The following is an 18,138-nucleotide window of genomic DNA, read 5'->3' as shown; positions in this document are numbered from 1 at the left end:
TATACTGCGTTTAAGGCTTTTGACAGAGCACCACTATGCCTTCAAGCCTTCGCCTTGTCTAAAGCGCGTTGAACTCCCGCTGAATGAACAGATATTTAATACGATTGGTATAAGACTCTCGGTTTTCCACACTTTAATTTAATGATAAATGGAGCGTTAAGATTGAAAACAGTATTGAAACGAATCGGACTCGGTAGCTTAATTTTAGTATTACTGTTAGTGGGATTGGCTGCGCATGAATGGTATGCCAAAAAGCCCTTTTTCTTTCGCGCTTTTTTAGACCGTAGTGTTGTAAAAATGGCCTTTGAAAGTCCTGAAACCTTAACTTCGTTAGGCTTTTTAGAATCTTTTGGGGTGACAGGGCATAATGCGTTATTGGATGATGGTAGCCCTGAAGCATTGGATAAAGTTTTTACTAAGGTACGTGAACTTAGGGAAACACTGCTGAGTTACCAAGATGATGATTTGGATGATAATCAACGTATTTCTAAGGATATTGCCCTGTATCTTGCTGATTTTGCGTTAGCGTCAGAGCCATATCGTTACCATAACTATCCATTAAATCAGTTATTTGGTGTGCAGAATGGCTACCCTAGTTTTATGCAGGCACAGCACCAAGTTAATTCGGTGGGAGATGGTGAAAATTATTTATCTCGTTTACAACAAGTCAAAACAAAGTTTAGCCAGACACTCGAAGGTTTAAAAATCCGTGAAAACAAAGGTATTGTCCCACCTAAGTTTGTGATTGAACGGGTATTGACTGAAATGAATGCCTTTGTCCGTGCCCCTGTATCAGAGAATATTCTTTATAGCTCCTTTAAAACCAAATTGGCCGAAACAGATATTGCTGCGGGTGAGCAAGAGCGTTTACTCGCTGGGGCCGAAACCAATATTAAAGAATTTGTGTATCCTGCCTATCAGTTATTTATTGATTATTTTACTCAATTACAAACCAAAGCGGGCACCAACGATGGTTATTGGGCGTTGCCAGATGGTGATGTAGCCTACGAACAGCTTTTGAAGTTTTTTACTACGACCAATTACAGCGCCGATGAGATCCATGCCAAAGGATTAGCGGAGGTAAGTCGTATTCAGAGTGAAATTATGACCATATTGGCCGATGAAGGTTACGATGTGGATCAAGGATTCTCGGTTGCTATTGAGGCGCTTGCCGCTGATCCTAAGTTTTATTATGAAGATAGCGATGCGGGACGAGCGCAAATTTTAGTGGATTATCAAAGTATTCTTGATGAGATCAACGCAGGATTAGATGGTGCATTCCGTATTCGTCCAGAGGCGGGAATGGAGGTTGTGCGTATTCCTGAATTTAAAGAGAAAACGGCACCGGGAGCTTACTATCAGCAACCTGCGATTGATGGTAGTCGCCCAGGGCGTTTCTACGCCAATCTCTATGATATTAAGGCAACACCCAAATATGGTATGCGTACGTTGGCATATCACGAAGGTATTCCAGGGCATCATTTCCAAATTGCGGTGGCAATGGAGTTAGAAGGTGTGCCACTTATCCGTAAAATGGCGCCTTTTACGGCCTATATCGAGGGTTGGGCGTTATATAGTGAGCGTTTAGCTTGGGAATTGGGCTTCCAGAAAGATCCCTTTGATAATATTGGTCGTTTGCAGGCAGAACTCTTTAGGGCCGTGCGTTTAGTCGTGGATACAGGTATTCACCACAGCCGATGGACACGTGAGCAAGCCATTGACTATATGAAGAAAAATACGGGTATGTCCGACCGTGATGTGACCGCTGAAATTGAGCGTTACATTGTCATGCCGGGTCAAGCGACGGCTTACAAAGTCGGGATGATGAAAATACTTGAGTTAAGGGAAAAGGCTAAGTTGGCGTTAGGTGATAAATTCGATTTACGAGATTTCCATGATGTAGTGCTTAAAAATGGCGCTGTGCCTTTAGATATTCTGGATAAACTGGTGAATCGATACATTGCGGAGATACAAAGTAAGAAGTAGCTGGTAATAGTTTGTTATTTAAAGTCTTTATATCTTTGGTTATTTCATGAAACACCTGCAAAGTGGTTTTTTTGTACCGCTTGCAGGTATGATGTGATTTGCGTAAAGCGAGTGCGATTCTGGCTTTCGCTAATCGCTTTCAATACAATCCCAATCACTCATTGATAAATGCTCGCAGACAATAGCGTGATGCCGTCTGCGGGTATTTTTAGTTTCAAGGTTTTGCTGATGAATCGTTTATCCCCCCAAGAGCCAATTCAATTGACTCAAGCCTCCGTTGAGTCATTATTCACGCCGCCGACGTTAATGCGAGCCCGTGATTATGTGATGAAAGGGCGGGTATTAAACGTAAAAGCAAACGCTGATTTTCGCCATATTGAAGGTTTGGTCAGCGGTACTGAACGTACTCCTTATCGACAAGATATCCGTCTTGTTAGCGTTAACCATAAGCTGATCATGAACGGTTTTTGTTCCTGTCCTGCAACGGGGCATTGCAAACATATTGCCGCCGTACTTTACAGTTTGCTCAGTGATAAAACGGTGGAAGATCAACGTATCACCCAATGGCTACATTTACTGGATGAAGCCGACGATCTTAAACTTTATGACGTTGATACGCTTTATGAAGATCGTGTGCTCTATGTGCTTTCGAAGGATGATAATGGTGTATTTGTTGAATTTCGCCGTGGCAAATTGGCTAAGAAAGGTGGGTACAACAAAGGGTCAAAGGTTGCGCTATCCGATGTGCAATATTTTATGCCCGCTTGGATCGGTTCTGATGATGTGCTTATTCTTAACTTGGTTATGTCGACCCGTCGCCACGGTGCTTCACGTCTCTATTTAAAAGCGCAGTTAGGTGCGGTCGCGTTAGAGAGAATGCTTGCGACCGAACGTTGTTTTTGGGAGGAAAGCCGTATTCCTCTGAGTCAAGGGGAGGCGGTAAGCCCTGTTTTTGTCTGGAGTGATATTGATAGTGAGCATAAACAAATACAGTTGGTGTTGCCCAATAAGGACAATTGGGAGCTGATCTCCACCGCGCCACCTGCTTATATTGAGTTGGATTACTTTAAGGTAGGAGCTGTAAAAACAGACATTAGTATCGATAAGTTAATGTTGTTAAATCATATGCCTCCGGTGCCAAGTTCACAGATAGAAACGGTGAGTCATAAGCTGATAAAACATTTCTCCGCCAAAGTAGTTCCCACACCTCTTCCGATTGATTTTGTAGAACTTCAGGCACCTTTGCAGATAAGGTTAACGCTAACGTCACAGGACTTACCTGAGCATGCGATGGCTCAACCATTCGTATTACTGGAGTATGTTTATCAAGATGTGGTGCTTGGGGGGCGTTATATTGATGAGCCGCTATCTTTAGTCACTCAGGGAGGCAAAACATACCAAGTCATGCGGCAGGTCACGTTGGAAAAAGACGCGATTACTCGTTTGATGGCGTTAGAATTTGCTGAACTTGATCCCTCATTTTTCCCTAATAGCAATAGCCTAAGTAGTATTTGGAGTTTAGGGCATTTACCTGAAGCCATTAAAAAGTGGTTAAGGTTTATTGAGCTCTGTATTCCGGCCTTAGAGGACTTGGGTTACCAAGTCTGTTATGCCGAAAACTTTAGCTTAAATGTGATTGATACTCCTCTTGCTATTGAGCTTGATGACTCAGAGGAAGGCTGGTTTTCCCTATCTCTCAATGCGGATATTGATGGCCAAAGTATTCCTATGTTGCCCCTGATTGCCACTTGGCTTAAACAGCATGGGGAACCTGCGGATGATGCTGAATTATTACTCCCAAGCCCAAATGGTGATTGGTTAAAAGTCAAAGCCAGTGTGATTAAACCATTGGTGAGCATTATTTTAGAACTATTTGAGAGTCACAAAGGCCACAGTGTTGCGTTACCAAAGTATCGAGCCCATTTGCTGAATGATTTTGTCGAGAGTGAAATACGTTTATTAAATGGTGAGCGGGTGAGAAGTCTGGCGGCAAAATTGGATCAATTTCAGGGTGTCGTTGAGGTGGATTTACCTCAGCAATTACAAGCTGAATTACGACATTATCAACATCAAGGTTTAAATTGGCTCTGTTTTTTAAAGGAATATCAGCTTGGTGGCATTTTGGCCGATGATATGGGACTCGGTAAAACGATTCAAACATTGGCCTTTTTACTCAAACAGCAAGCGCTTAAGTCCACGGGAGCGAGTTCCTCACCAAGTTTAATCATTTGTCCCACGAGTTTAGTGGGTAACTGGGCCAAAGAGGCGACTAAGTTTGCCCCTTCATTAAAGCTGGTGGTGATCCATGGTGCAGCCCGTAAACCCTTGCTTGAGTGCTTAAATGAATTTGATGTTGTTGTAACGACCTATCCGTTAATGATGCGTGATAGCGAATATTATCAGCCGCATATATTTGAACATATTGTCTTAGATGAAGCCCAGCAGATTAAAAATGCCCAAGCAAAAGTGACTCAAATAATTAAAGAGTTACGCTCCCCATTCAAGTTATGTTTAACAGGAACGCCACTGGAAAATCACTTAGGTGAGCTTAAGTCTTTGATGGATTTTTGTTTACCAGGGCTTTTAGGGACAAATGCCTTTTTTAACAAATCCTTTAGACATAGTATCGAGCGTTATGGCGATACAGATAAAGCAAAGGCATTGAGCCAGCGTATTGCTCCTTTTGTGCTGCGTAGAACAAAAGATGAAGTCGTCAGTGAATTACCGGCGAAAACCGAAATCGCTCAAATCTTAGAACTTGAGAAAGATCAGCGTAATCTCTATGAGAGTATTCGCTTAGTCATGGAGAAAAAACTGCGGGATCTATTTGCAAACCAAGGTGTTAACAGTAGCCATATTGAATTTTTAGATGCGCTGTTAAAGCTACGTCAGGCCTGCTGTGATCCGCGTTTAGTCAAGTTAGAGCAAGCACAAAAAGTAAAGAATAATGCTAAGCTGGATTGGCTTAAGCAAAACTTGCCTGAGATGGTGCAAGAAGGCCGTAAGGTATTGATATTCAGCCAGTTCACTAGCATGCTGACCTTGATTGAAGCAGAGCTGCAATCGTTAAATATTGATTACAGTAAACTGACAGGACAAACCCGTTGGCGTCAAGCGCAAATTGATCGATTTCAAGACGGTGATACACCTGTGTTTTTAATCAGTTTAAAGGCCGGGGGAACAGGGCTAAATCTCACGGCTGCCGATACCGTTATTCATTACGACCCTTGGTGGAACCCTGCCGCAGAAAAGCAAGCCACAGATAGGGCACATCGTATTGGTCAAGATAAGCCAGTATTTGTGTATAAATTAATTGCTGAAGGTACTGTTGAGGAAAAAATCCAAGAAATGCAGCAGCATAAGCAAAATTTGGCCGACAGTATTCTTGAAGGGAAAGGCAAAGGGGCATGGCAGGGTAGTGCCGATGAACTGTTATCGCTTTTTAGCTAATTCGGACCCGTTTCTTTTAATAATTACATTATTTGACTGAGGTGAACCATGCAGTACCAAGTCGACACTCATACACATACCGTGGCATCGACCCATGCCTATAGCACGATTCATGACTATTTAGCGGTGGCGAAACAAAAGGGGATCCGTCTATTTGCAACGACAGATCATGGTCCCGCTATGGCAGATGCACCGCATTTTTGGCATTTTGTGAATTTAAGAGTGCTGCCGCGTATGGTTGATGGTGTTGGGATCCTTCGTGGTATTGAGGCAAATATTAAAAATATCGACGGCGAGATTGATTTCTTTGGGGATTATCTAAAGCAGCTTGATATCGTGCTTGCGGGATTCCATGAGCCTGTCTATCCACCCTCGGATAAAGCAACCCATACCGAAGCCATGATTAATACCATTAAGAGTGGCAAGGTCGATATCATTACCCACCCAGGTAATCCTGCATATCCTATTGATATTGATGCTGTTGCTCGTGCGGCAGCCGAATACGGTGTTGCCCTTGAAATCAATAACTCTTCCTTTGAAGTGTCGCGTAAGGGCAGTGAAGCCAATTGCACCGCGATTGCAAAAGCGGCGAAGGAGTTTGGTACCATTCTTGTGATGGGCTCAGACTCCCATGTGGCTTTTAGCTTAGGGGGATTTGAACGAGCCCTAGCCATCATTGATGCCGCAGGATATCCCAAATCTCAGCTACTTAACCGTAGTCCATCTGTATTGTTAGGCTTTCTAGCGCAACGCGGTCATCACACTGTGGCTGATTTACAGGCTTTATTTGATGAAGCGGTTTAACACATCCGCCTTAGTCGATTTAGCTTGGTGAATGATTAATTTATTCTTAATTTTCAATTGATGACAGTGGCATAATGCCAAGATATTTGCGGAATGAAGGATATTGTGGTGATCGATAAAAGGGCAATTGCACTGACACTCACAAAGCAAGATTTGCTTGAGGTTGTTAATATCGCCAAGGCTGCGGGTGATGCGATTATGGCGATTTACGAACAGGATGATGTTGTCGTCAGCCATAAGGGAGATGATAGTCCTATCACGATGGCAGATGTTGCTGCGCATCATATTATTGTGCAAGCGCTTACTGCGCGATTTGCTGGTATCCCTGTGATGTCTGAAGAAGCTTCGGATATTCCATGGGAGGAGCGGCGTCAATGGCAATGCTATTGGCTTATTGATCCTTTAGATGGCACCAAAGAATTTATTAAGCGAAATGGTGAGTTCACCGTTAATATTGCGCTTATTCATCAAGGGATTGCAATTGCTGGTGTTGTTTATGCCCCCGTGTTTAATACCTTTTATTATGGCGCTAAACATTTAGGCGCATGGCGGCAAAAAAAGGATGTTGAGGAGCCCCTTGCTGGGGTTACCTGTCAACGCGATGTGCCTATTATCGTGGGTAGTCGTTCGCATTTAAGTCCAGATCTCGCCGAATATTTAGCGCGGCTAGGTGAGCATAAGATGCTCAGTGTAGGAAGCTCACTCAAATTTTGTCTATTGGCACAAGGTGACGCCGATTTGTACCCTCGATTAGGCCCAACCAGTGAATGGGATACGGCTGCGGCGCAGGCCGTACTGGAAAGTGCTGGGGGTAAAGTAGTTCGTTACGGCTCAGATGATGCGTTAACTTATAATCAAAAATCGGAAATATTAAACCCTTATTTTATTGCTACAGCACCGGGTTGGGTAGGATAACCAGATCGGTGAATCGCGTGATGGTTATATATCAACTCGATAAGGCAAAAGAGGCACACTGGAGTCATTGTTATGGTACGCATAGGCGTGGATTTAGGTGGAACAAAAATAGAATTAGTGGCCCTTAGTGAAGAAGGTAATGAGCTTTTTCGTAAACGTATTACGACCCCCCGTGACTATCAAGGCACCCTTAGGGCCATTGCTGATCTAGTTTACGAAGCTGAGGCGACGCTGGGTGAGAAAGGCACTGTTGGCGTTGGGATCCCTGGGGTGATTTCCCCCTATTCAGGTTTAGTGAAAAATGCCAATTCGACATGGATTAATGGTCACCCTCTCGATGTGAATTTAGGCGAATTGCTTGAGCGTGAGGTTAGGGTTGCGAATGATGCCAATTGCTTTGCAATATCGGAAGCTATAGATGGTGCGGCGGCAGGGAGGTCTGTGGTTTTTGGCGTGATCATTGGTACAGGTTGTGGTGCTGGTGTTGCCATTAACGGTAAGGTTCATGCGGGTGGAAATGGAATTGGCGGCGAATGGGGCCATAATCCGTTACCTTGGATGACAAAGGATGAGTTCAATACGACCCGCTGTTTTTGTGGTAATCCAGATTGTATTGAAACCTTTATCTCTGGAACTGGTTTTGTGCGTGACTACAATGCGGCGCTTATTGCGGTGGGTGATTCTGGGGCCTTGGCTAAATCGGGTGCTGATATTATGGCTCTGGTTGATAAAGGCGATATCATTGCGATGGCAGCATTTGAACGCTATGTGGATAGGCTTGCGCGCTCCCTTGCCCATGTCATTAACTTACTCGACCCTGACGCGATAGTGCTAGGTGGTGGCATGTCGAATGTTGAAGCGATTTATCCTCGATTGCCAGCACTACTAACCCGTTACGTGGTTGGACGAGAATGCCGTACACCAGTATTACAAAACCTTTATGGTTGCTCGTCAGGGGTCCGAGGCGCCGCTTGGTTGTGGGAAAAATAATCCCTGCGAACAGATTATTTATACCATCGTCCAGCTAAATGCTGGGCGATGCGTTTATGGCACTTTTGATGCTATGATTGCGCTTCTTTGGGTTATTTGGCATAGATCTTCATGTTTTGGGTTAAGAAAGTGGTCTCGCAGGGAATAATGCCTATTCCCTTTATCCTGCTGTTATTGCTTGTTTCTTTATTTATTTGGCGCCGTACTATGGCGAAATATTTAGTGGCGAGTGCTTTTATCCTTTTGCTCTTTTTAAGTAGCCAACTAAGCGTAAGAACACTTGTTCGCCCGCTAGAATCAATCTATCCCATTAATTCCGCGCCTATTAGCGGTCAATGCTTTGTCATGGTGTTAGGCTCTTCTCACTCAGATATTCAAGCAGCAACCGCAGTACAGTCCTTATCGGCAGTTGCGTTAGCCAGACTATCAGAGGGGATTCGTCAGCTAGGGCTTGGTCAGGATTGTATTTTGATTGTCAGTGGCTGGGGAGGAGAACTTACCCAAATTTCCCATGCAGAAATGATGGCGAAGGCTGCAGTGGAGTTAGGGGTTGATAAAATTAAAATTATTCAATTTCCGCTAGCGAGAGATACCCTAGAAGAAGCGCAATATCTCAAGTGGGAACTTGGAGATTCATCTTTTCGTTTGGTCACATCGGCATCTCATATGCCAAGGGCTATGGCTATTTTCACTGGAAAAGGCTTATTGGCCAGTGCTGCTCCTACGGATTTTAGGGCGCGAGATGATTTTTGGTGGCGACTGACTGCCGATAATCTCGTGTCATCCCAGCGGGCCATCCACGAATATATTGGCCGTTTATGGCTTTGGATAAAACAGGAATAAAATATGACCTCAGAGTCTGACGTGGTATCGGTACGACCATTATCTAAGCGAAATGGGTTAACGCTCACTTGGGGAGGCGCCTGTTCTCTTATATTAGGCTTTGGGTTATTCATCCTTTTCCCAACACTTTTTGCAATAGGGCTAGTTTTTTTCAGTTTAGGGGCGATTGCACTGATCTTGGGATTAGCGAAGGTCTATGAGCCTGAAACGACGATAAGCTTAGATGAAAAAGGATTAAGTTATTTTCATCGCCGCGGAAAAGTGTTCATCGCATGGGATAATATTCAGCGTCTTGATATTCCTCGTGTGACTCAAGGTTTCAACACCATTGAACTGTCTTATTTAGGCATTAAATTAAAACACTTAAATCCGGTTCTCGATAACATATCCCTACGCTTAGCGACAGGATTATTGACTGAGCAACGTCCATTATTAGTGACCGCTGCTTCTCAGCAGGAAGATCTTGCTACCCTAGAGACATACCTTGGTACTGAATTTAGTCCTTTAGTGATTGAAGGGGACAGATATCGTGGTGTGCTGGCGATGTTTGGTCATCGCTGCGTTATGCTTGATACCCATTTAGGCTATCACCTCTATATTCCCCACGACAGTTTGGACCGAGACCCAAAAGAATTTATTAAACTGTTAAGGCAGCGTATTGCACAGGGGATATCATAGTTAGGTCTGAGGGCTCTACTAAAACGAGAAGGTCACTGGTGCAATAATGCCAATCCTCACTAACCCTATCGCTGTTCGTTTAGCTAAAAGCTTTTGCCCCAAAGCAATTCAGCACTCCATTTTTGCCCACCACTTTAATTGCATATATGCATGAGATTTTATAACCCATATTTGTTCAACTGTGAGCACTATTTCCTAAAATTTAAGTGTCTATTTATCACAACCTGAGGAGGTTTGTATGGACGCTTGGAATAAAGGTCATCCCATGGGCCAAAAAAGACCTTTTAAATTGGAAGAGATTTGGCGCATTCGTACTCGTTTGGAGTTAGAGCATAATATTGCAGAGTTAGCGTTACTTAATTTAGCGATTGATTCAAAATTGCGCGCTTGTGACTTACTGCATTTGAAAGTTCAAGACATTACCTCAGCAGGCATCATCAATCCGCGCGTGCGCTTAACACAACGTAAAACTCACCGTGAAGTGCAGTTTGAAATTACGCCACCAACCCAACATTGTCTGACCTCTTGGTTACTTGAAAAGCGACTCATCGCAGAGGATTACTTATTTCCCAGCCCAAGGTGTGCTCATCAACCGATGAGTTACAGCTATTACCGCGCGATAGTCAAAAACTGGGCGCGTCAGTTAGGCCAAAATAGTGAGTTGTACGGCACACATTCACTGCGCCGAACCAAAGCCACGCTGATTTACCGCAGGACGAAAGATATTCGAGCCATTCAAATTTTGCTTGGTCATGTCAAGTTAGATAACACCGTCCGCTACTTAGGTGTTGAGATTGAAGATGCACTGCGCATATCGGAATCCATTGAGGTGTAAATGGATAAAGGCAGTGGCCGACTTGAGCGCCATTGCCTTGGTCTAATCGCACGTGGTACAGCCTCAAAAAACATTCCCCTATTTTACTGTAGTTAGCCTTATCGCAACATTGATTCGCAAGCACTTAAATTAATCGCGCGTTTTTAATGTGTTGCAACTATGTATGTATTTTTGTATTTTAATTTGACAAAAATGGATGTTGGACTAAAGGGAATATCATGTTGCCACTGTGGACACCGCACCGTAACTCATCTTTTGCCGCTTTTATGTTATTGCTTGGACTTGTATGGGTAACACCGAGTTATGCGGCGTTAACGAGACCGAATGTTGAGATAGACCCCGTATTGCCAAACATTCCTTTCCCTGTGGATGCGCCGACTCTTTCTGGCAGCCAATTTACGTCAATAGTGGAATTACGCTGGAGTATTAATTGCTCTGTCACTGCCGTTAATATTCAAGAATCTGTCGATAATCAGTCTTGGACAACTGTCTATACGGGATTAGGTCAAGCGGATAGTGGTGCTGCTGCCTATGCTACGTTTGCTGTTGGGGGTGATGTTTGCAGTGGTGGTTGGTCTAGCAAACGATTATTGCAACTCCCTAATAAGACCCTCCCTGGTTATTACTACCGCATCAATGCTTGTATCGGTTCATCCTGTAGCGCCTATAATTTGCCTATTTCAGTGGGCACTCCTTCTGCGCCTTCTGCCCCCTCGGCTCCATCCTCTATCTCGACTCCTGCAACCAATACTGCAGGCGCCTTTAGTGTTTCTTGGGCTGGCGCCAGTGGCGCTACGCGTTATGAGTTACAGCAACGCATTAATGGTGGCGCATGGATTGCTCAATATTCAGGCGCTGCTACGAGCTATGCATTGTCGGGACTCACTTCTGGCACTTATCAATATCAAGTGCGTGCTTGCACTACAGCGTGCAGTGCTTGGATGTTATCAAGTAATACGCAAGTGGCTTTACCTGTTACCGGCAGTGATTGGAGTAACCTATCCCCAGTAACGGTTGCTGATGCGGGTGGCAGTGACCGCGCACCTTCTGAGGCCATTGATTTTCGAGCGTCTGCGGTTAATGGACTGGCGAGTGTCTCCGGTGGCGCAGCTGTTTTTTCTGTGCCCATCGACATTCCGCCGGGTCGCAATGGCATGCAGCCAGCGGTGAGTCTTGATTATTCATCACGCTCAGGACAGGGTATCGCGGGAGTGGGCTGGTCAGTGACGGCGGGCTCTGCGCTGCACCGTTGTGATACCACGGTTGCCCAAGAGGGGCTGAGTCGTGCGGTTATCATGAGTGCCAGCGACCGTTTGTGTCTCGATGGGCAAAAGTTAATGGCTGTCAGTGGCCAATATGGCACATCAGGCGCGCAATATCGTACCGAGTTAGATCAATTTGCCAGAGTCACCCAATACGGCGCGTTAACCAGTGCGGCCACCTACTTTGTCGTCGAGCGTAAAGACAATATCGTGGCAACTTATGGCGGGACAACCGACAGTCGGCATATTGCCCTAGGGCACACGTTACCCATGACGTGGGCCATCAACAAACAACAAGACCGTGCGGGCAACACCATGACCTATGCCTATCTCAATGCAGGCAGTGGTGAGTATGCGCTCAGCGCGATTGATTACACCGGGCACCAGTCAAGTGTCGGTAATCGCAAAGTGGCATTTCAGTATGAAACGCGGCCAGACCAAGCTCGCCATTATCTTGCCGGTGGACTTATCCGCTCCACCCTACGACTTAAGGCGATTGAGTCACAGCTAGATAGTATCCCACTACGCCGATATGAATTGGCGTATGACACGAGTTCACACACTCAACGCTCGTTGTTGCAATCAATAAAAGAGTGTTATCAAGGTCAGTGTAAAGTCGCAACGGATTTACGCAGCTACGCCCCGTTGTTGGCGTGGGATAGCCGGGATTCCAGCAGTAGCACACATCGCGTTATCAGTCCTGTCGCGGGTAATGGTCGTCACGACCAGACGCGTCGGATGGATTTAAACGGTGATGGCATTCAAGAGCTCGTTCACCTGAGTGCGCAATACGATGGGACAGATAAGTTAATCAGTTATTTGGTGAAAATTTACCAACGACAAGCCAGTGGCGATTACACGCTTGCCTATGACGCCTCGGCACAGTCAAGCGATATTGCTAACGGTATCTTTTATTACCCACAAGGGGACTTGAATGGTGATGGCATTAGTGACTTTTTCATTGTCAACCGCACGAGTGGGCAAGTGAGCTTGTTTCAATTTAATCAGGACTTAGTCCCACAACCCCTTATTCCCACGAATGTCATCCTGCCGAGCGACTTTTGGACTAACCCCTCTGGCGTGGGGTCCACCCTACAGATTTTAGATTTGAATGGCGATGGTCATCAAGATTTTGCCTATATCGGGGCTGACCACAAGCTTTATTACTACCAACACCAAGGCGGAGTGACACCGAGTTTTTCAGGCCCTCACCTACTCACAACGCGCAGCAAGACAACCTACGAGGGCAAGAGCTATCTCGAGCAGATACGTTTTATGGATATGGACGGTGATGGTGTGATGGATGTGGTCAAGACCTTGCGCCTTGCCAACGCCTCCGAGCAAATCAGTGTCCAGTTTGGTAGTATTTCATCCAACGGCTTGTTAACCCTTGGGGCCGCGGTATCCAGTGCCACGCTAGGACTGCCCACCAATCATGTTAACAATGAGTATGTGTTTGCTGATATCAATGGTGATGGTTTAGCTGATTATATTCGTGCACTGCAAGTGGGCAGTAGCTTCAGTTGGCAGGTACGAGAAAATCGCGGTAATCGCACCTTTGCCCCAGAGCGCAGCTTAGGAACGGGGACGGGTATTCATGCCCATCAAAATGGCACGACTCGAATACAATCACGCTGGGGCGGGCTGCGCGTTGCCGATATTGACAGTGACGGGGTGGATGAGCTACTGGTTGCCACGCACAGTCTGGATAATGTGTGTGTGGGCTTCTCTGGCAATCCTAATAGCAGTGGCAGTCAAGAACCCTATGATGTCACGGTTTGTAATGATGACTTGCACCGCAGCGACGTCAACTTGAGCAGCCACCCCTGGCTGACAATTAACATTGACTGGTCTCGCTATGACGCTCGGCGCTTTCATTGGACGGTACTCGATTTTAAAGACAGTAGCGCAGGGGCCACTATCGGCCGTGAAACCCCCAATGTGGTTTATGCACCTATTTCATCGTGGATGGCTCGCAATGGTGACAGCTCAGTAGGTCTACAGATTGAAGATATTGATAATAATGGTTTTGCTGATTTCAGTTACCAAATGATGACCAGCTACAACCAAACCGCAGGTCAAGGCCAGTACATCAATGTTGCGGGCCAACCTTACTATTACGCCAGGTTATCCATGTATTACGCGAGTGGCTCGCCAGCCTATACCGGTGGGTATTTTGAGCAATACAATCAGGCAGGTGAAGGGGCTGACCGCGGCAAGTTGGTTGATACTGTGTATGAAGTCCAAGATGGCCTCGGTAAAACCTATCGGTGGGATTATGCTCCCTTGTCGAGGGTGCTCACGGGTCGCATTGATAATACCCCGTTTTATCAGGTGCCACCGGAGCGGTATGTTGATAACGACCCAAGTAGAACACATTTTTACTTCACGTCGTCGATGTATGTGGTGAGTGACAGTTTCAGCGATAACGGGCGCGGAGGCACTCAGCAGACGCAATACCACTATAGAGAAGCTATCTATAATCGCGCCGGCAGAGGCTTTCAAGGGTTTAGAACCATCATTGCCGATGATGTTGACCGCGGCCTGCGCAGCATTCACGAATACCATCAATTATTTCCGTTAACCGGAAAACTGCAAGAGTCTCGCATGTGCCTCAGTAGTGAACCTGAATATGCTTGTGAGCTGACACCGTTGGTCCGCGAGAAGATTGACTATGACGCGCTAGCGACCACCCCGTCAGGGACGCAGTGGGTTTACCCCGTGTTCGTTGTTAAACAGCAGTGGGATTTACAGGGGACACCCTTGTCCAGGGCAGAAACCCAAGTCAATCCTAGTGATGTGGACGAATGGGGCAATATTAGCAAGCAAACTCAAACCGTTACTGATTACATTAAAGGGCAAGCCAACACTTACAGCAGTATGACTGAAACCAGCTTTGCTGTTGATACTAATAACTGGTGGCTGAATAAGTTCAACTGGACACGCACGACCCACAATACCGCGCAGCGCAACTGGGGAGATGACCCGGTAGGCGCGACGGATAAGGCGCAGTGGCAATTGCAAACGGTCAATACGTGGGATAGTGCGCATCGCCTCCCCATCAAGATGACCTATACCGCCAGTAACAGCAGTTGCAATCGCATCGAAGAAACCGGATTAAACAGTTACGGTCTGCCACTATGGACTAAAACCACAGGGCAAAGCAGTACGTGTAGTGCCTTGGCGGCAAGGCAATCGAGCTTTACCTACACCAAAGACGGCACAACCCAAGCTGATGATGGCTACCTGCCTTACAACGTCACCAATGCCAAAGGTCATATCACCACTACCGAATACGATGTGGGGTTAGGGCTCCCCACCAAAGTGATAGCGCCTAATAATATCGTCACCCAAACCCAGTACGATGGTATCGGTCGGCCGGTGCTAGTGCAGCAGACGGGCAGCCCCACCCGCTATCTGCGCTATTTACTGGCCAGTGAGGGTAACAATCCGCCTCAGGGCAACGACAATATTCCCGTGGTAATGACCCGCACCAGTGGTGCCGGTATCCCTGATACGGAGCAGTATTTTGACGGCCAAGGTCGTTTACTGCGTACTGCAACCCAAGGCTTTGATGGGGGTTATCAGTATCAGGATAAACATTATGATGCACTTGGACGCTTAACCCGAGAATCGACGCCCTATGGTAACGGCACGGCGGCAGATTATACCGAGTTCAGCGATTTTGATGCGCTTGATAGACCCGGCAGACGCACCATTCCTAATGGGCGCTCCGGCGGGCTAGAGTCCCTATACACCTATAACGGGTTAACCACGGATATCAATGTCGAAGGACGCTTGATGTCACGTACCTATGGCAGTCAAGGCTGGCTGTATGAAACGGTGGATGCCGGCACTTCAAGTCAGGAGCCAGGCACTAACCGTTTTGCCTACGATAGTGCCGGCAGACCGTTAGTTATCCGCGATGCCAACAATCATGATATCACGGCAACTTACAACGGCTTTGGTCATAAAACTCAAGTCATTGACCCTAATCAAGGCACTACCAATTTTGGTTACAACAGCCTAGGCGAGATGGATAAGCAAACCGACGCCAATGGCGTGCTGCAAACCACTGTGCTCGATGTGTTAGGGCGTGTCACCAGTAAAACCACCACGGGCGGCAGTGCACCAGGGACAGCGACCTTTGTGTGGGACACCCTCAAACAAGGCTTGCTGACGTCCGAGACCGAAAATGGCGTCGCTCGCACTTATGCCTATACGCCCGCGCTGCAACTGGCACAAACCACGGTCACCGTCGATAGCACCAGTCGCACAGTTAAGCATCAGTACGATGGCTTCTATGGCAGACCAAAAGCCTTGGAGTATCCGAACGGCTTAACCCTGAAATATAGCTATAACGATTATGGTTACCTCGAGCAGACCAGCAATGCTGCTTCTGGCTACCTTTATCGTCAAGTCACTGCCATGGATGAGGCAGGCCATATCACGGGGGCTGACCTTGCTAACCGGGTGATGTCGGAATCTCGCAGCTATTACAGCGAAGGCACCATGGCAAGTGTCGAAGTGGATGGCCCGCTGGGGCGGATTCATGCGCACTACTACGATGGCTACGATGAGTTTATGAACCTCACCAGTGAGCGTGATGGGGTGACAGGCCTAACTAAGAGTTACCGTTATGACACGCTTAATCGCCTAACCGAGTATCAGTTTAGCAATACCAATCCGACCTTTAGCGCCACGGTTAACTATGCCTACAACAAGGTCGGTAACTTCCTTAACAAGACCGACTACAGTGCCAATAGCACCACTGCCTACCGTTATGGTGGCAGCGCCAGCTGTGCCGCGGGCAATAATGCCGGCCCCAATGCCGTATGTCAGCTAACTAAACTCAATGGCACCACGGTGAGTTTTCAATACGATAATCGTGGTAATTTACGTGTAGGTGATGGTCTCACCATGACCTACAATGCCATGGATAAACCGCTAAGCGTCTCAGGCCGTGGTGCAACAACGAGTTTTGTCTATGGCAGCGATAATATGCGCGCCAAGCAAAGCCGTACCGTCGGTAGCACAACGACAACCACCTATTATGTCGATAAGTACTATGAAGCCGACAGTGATGGCAGCTGGCGTGCCTACCTTGATGATATCGCGGTACTGAGTTATACCCCAACACGCAGCCATTTGCTGCAATTTACCCTCAAGGATAGACTCGGCAGTGCCACCACCCTAGCGGACCAACATGGCAATATCGTTAGCCAGCGCTATTTTGACCCCTTTGGCCGCACCACGGACCTTGGTATAAACCATCAGCTGGATATCCAGAATAAAAACACGGTACTCTCACAGCTACAGGATTTAGCGGTCACCAATAAGAACCGCCGCGGCTTCACCGACCACGAGCATTTGAATGAACAGCAGCTAATTCATATGAACGGGCGGATTTACGACTATAACCTCGGTCGGTTTATGAGTGTGGACCCGTTTATACAGAGTCCGACCTCAACCCAGAGCGTCAATCCCTACAGCTACATCATGAACAACCCGCTCGCAGGGACTGACCCAACGGGATACTATGCCGAGTGCCCAGATAAAAACGAAGGATGTCCTAAGCCAGAAGAGGAAAAGAGGCGAATGGACGGCAGTGGTCGTGGCTCAGGCTGGACGGTTATTTACGATAGAAGCAGTAATGGTTCAAGTCGGCAATCGAGCTCGGCAACAGGTACACAGAAAACCGAGGCAATAGGCTCTCCGAAGCAGAATGCGGGTAAGATTGGGGGAGACAATAAGTCTAATAACTCTCGACTGGCTGAAATAGAGAAACATCTTGACTCTGTTTCCACTCCAGAAACTGATGAGGCGATTGTTCAAGCTGAAGTAGGCTTTAGTGAGACTAGCTCAGAGTTAACAGCATCCAAAGGAAGAGCTAGAGCGGCATCAACAAATATGCAGCAGCCTTTGATTAATGCGAGTGTGAATCGATTAATCAACCAAATTCAGGCGATAGATCCATCATTTCGGTATAGCACAGCAAGACCCTCTTTCGGTCTGGGGAGTCAGTATAATCAGAGAGATGTTTCTTCTCTGACAGATACTCTGGCTAGAATGCGTCAGGAGAGTGGCGGCTGGACTGTTACTTCAAGAATTAAGGATGCAGGATTGCCTAATAGTGGTCCTATTCGGTATATACCACCAAGAAATTATAAAGCATCAATGACTCTACCCAGAGGACCAGGAAAAGGATTTGTTGACAGGTTTGGTAACGAGTGGATTAGAGGGCCATCTAGAACGAGGGGTCAATCATATGAATGGGATGTTCAGCTTTCACCGCGCGGCCGAGAGCAGATGGGACGTTGGTCAATCGATGGCCAACATTTAAATGTATCACTTGATGGAACAATTACTCATTAG

At 46.5% G+C, this 18,138-nt stretch carries 9 protein-coding genes; all 9 read left to right on the top strand.

Annotation, left to right across the window (positions count from 1 at the left end):
- Nucleotides 1–162 precede the first annotated feature (162 nt).
- The 9 genes from SPUTW3181_RS14270 (at nucleotide 163) to SPUTW3181_RS14230 (ending at nucleotide 18,138) form a co-directional block, all read left to right on the top strand.
- Nucleotides 163–1,986: a DUF885 domain-containing protein gene (locus SPUTW3181_RS14270; RefSeq protein WP_041408225.1), complete on the top strand. Its 1,824-nt coding sequence runs from the start codon at nucleotides 163–165 to the stop codon at nucleotides 1,984–1,986.
- A gap of 228 nt (nucleotides 1,987–2,214) precedes the next feature.
- Nucleotides 2,215–5,436: a DEAD/DEAH box helicase gene (locus SPUTW3181_RS14265; RefSeq protein WP_011790008.1), complete on the top strand. Its 3,222-nt coding sequence runs from the start codon at nucleotides 2,215–2,217 to the stop codon at nucleotides 5,434–5,436.
- A gap of 48 nt (nucleotides 5,437–5,484) precedes the next feature.
- Nucleotides 5,485–6,240: a phosphatase gene (locus SPUTW3181_RS14260; protein WP_011790007.1), complete on the top strand. Its 756-nt coding sequence runs from the start codon at nucleotides 5,485–5,487 to the stop codon at nucleotides 6,238–6,240.
- 108 nt (nucleotides 6,241–6,348) lie between these two features.
- On the top strand, nucleotides 6,349–7,155 hold the full coding sequence (gene cysQ / locus SPUTW3181_RS14255) for a 3'(2'),5'-bisphosphate nucleotidase CysQ (protein ID WP_014610226.1): 807 nt from the start codon (nucleotides 6,349–6,351) through the stop codon (nucleotides 7,153–7,155).
- 72 nt (nucleotides 7,156–7,227) lie between these two features.
- Nucleotides 7,228–8,145 (top strand): fructokinase, encoded by a 918-nt coding sequence (gene mak, locus SPUTW3181_RS14250; protein WP_011790005.1) that lies wholly within the window; start codon nucleotides 7,228–7,230, stop codon nucleotides 8,143–8,145.
- Nucleotides 8,146–8,292: 147 nt separating this feature from the next.
- Nucleotides 8,293–8,988: a YdcF family protein gene (locus SPUTW3181_RS14245; protein ID WP_011790004.1), complete on the top strand. Its 696-nt coding sequence runs from the start codon at nucleotides 8,293–8,295 to the stop codon at nucleotides 8,986–8,988.
- Between the two features lie 3 nt (nucleotides 8,989–8,991).
- Nucleotides 8,992–9,666, top strand: coding sequence for a DUF2982 domain-containing protein (locus SPUTW3181_RS14240; RefSeq protein WP_011790003.1), 675 nt, complete (start codon nucleotides 8,992–8,994; stop codon nucleotides 9,664–9,666).
- Between the two features lie 238 nt (nucleotides 9,667–9,904).
- On the top strand, nucleotides 9,905–10,501 hold the full coding sequence (locus SPUTW3181_RS14235) for a tyrosine-type recombinase/integrase (RefSeq protein WP_011790002.1): 597 nt from the start codon (nucleotides 9,905–9,907) through the stop codon (nucleotides 10,499–10,501).
- A gap of 218 nt (nucleotides 10,502–10,719) precedes the next feature.
- The gene (locus SPUTW3181_RS14230) at nucleotides 10,720–18,138 is read left to right on the top strand and encodes a polymorphic toxin type 17 domain-containing protein (protein ID WP_011790001.1); all 7,419 of its coding nucleotides are present in this window, start codon (nucleotides 10,720–10,722) and stop codon (nucleotides 18,136–18,138) included.

This window comes from Shewanella sp. W3-18-1, from assembly GCF_000015185.1.
Taxonomy (GTDB): Bacteria; Pseudomonadota; Gammaproteobacteria; order Enterobacterales; family Shewanellaceae; genus Shewanella; species Shewanella putrefaciens.
This window is presented reverse-complemented; position numbering and strand designations above follow the sequence as displayed.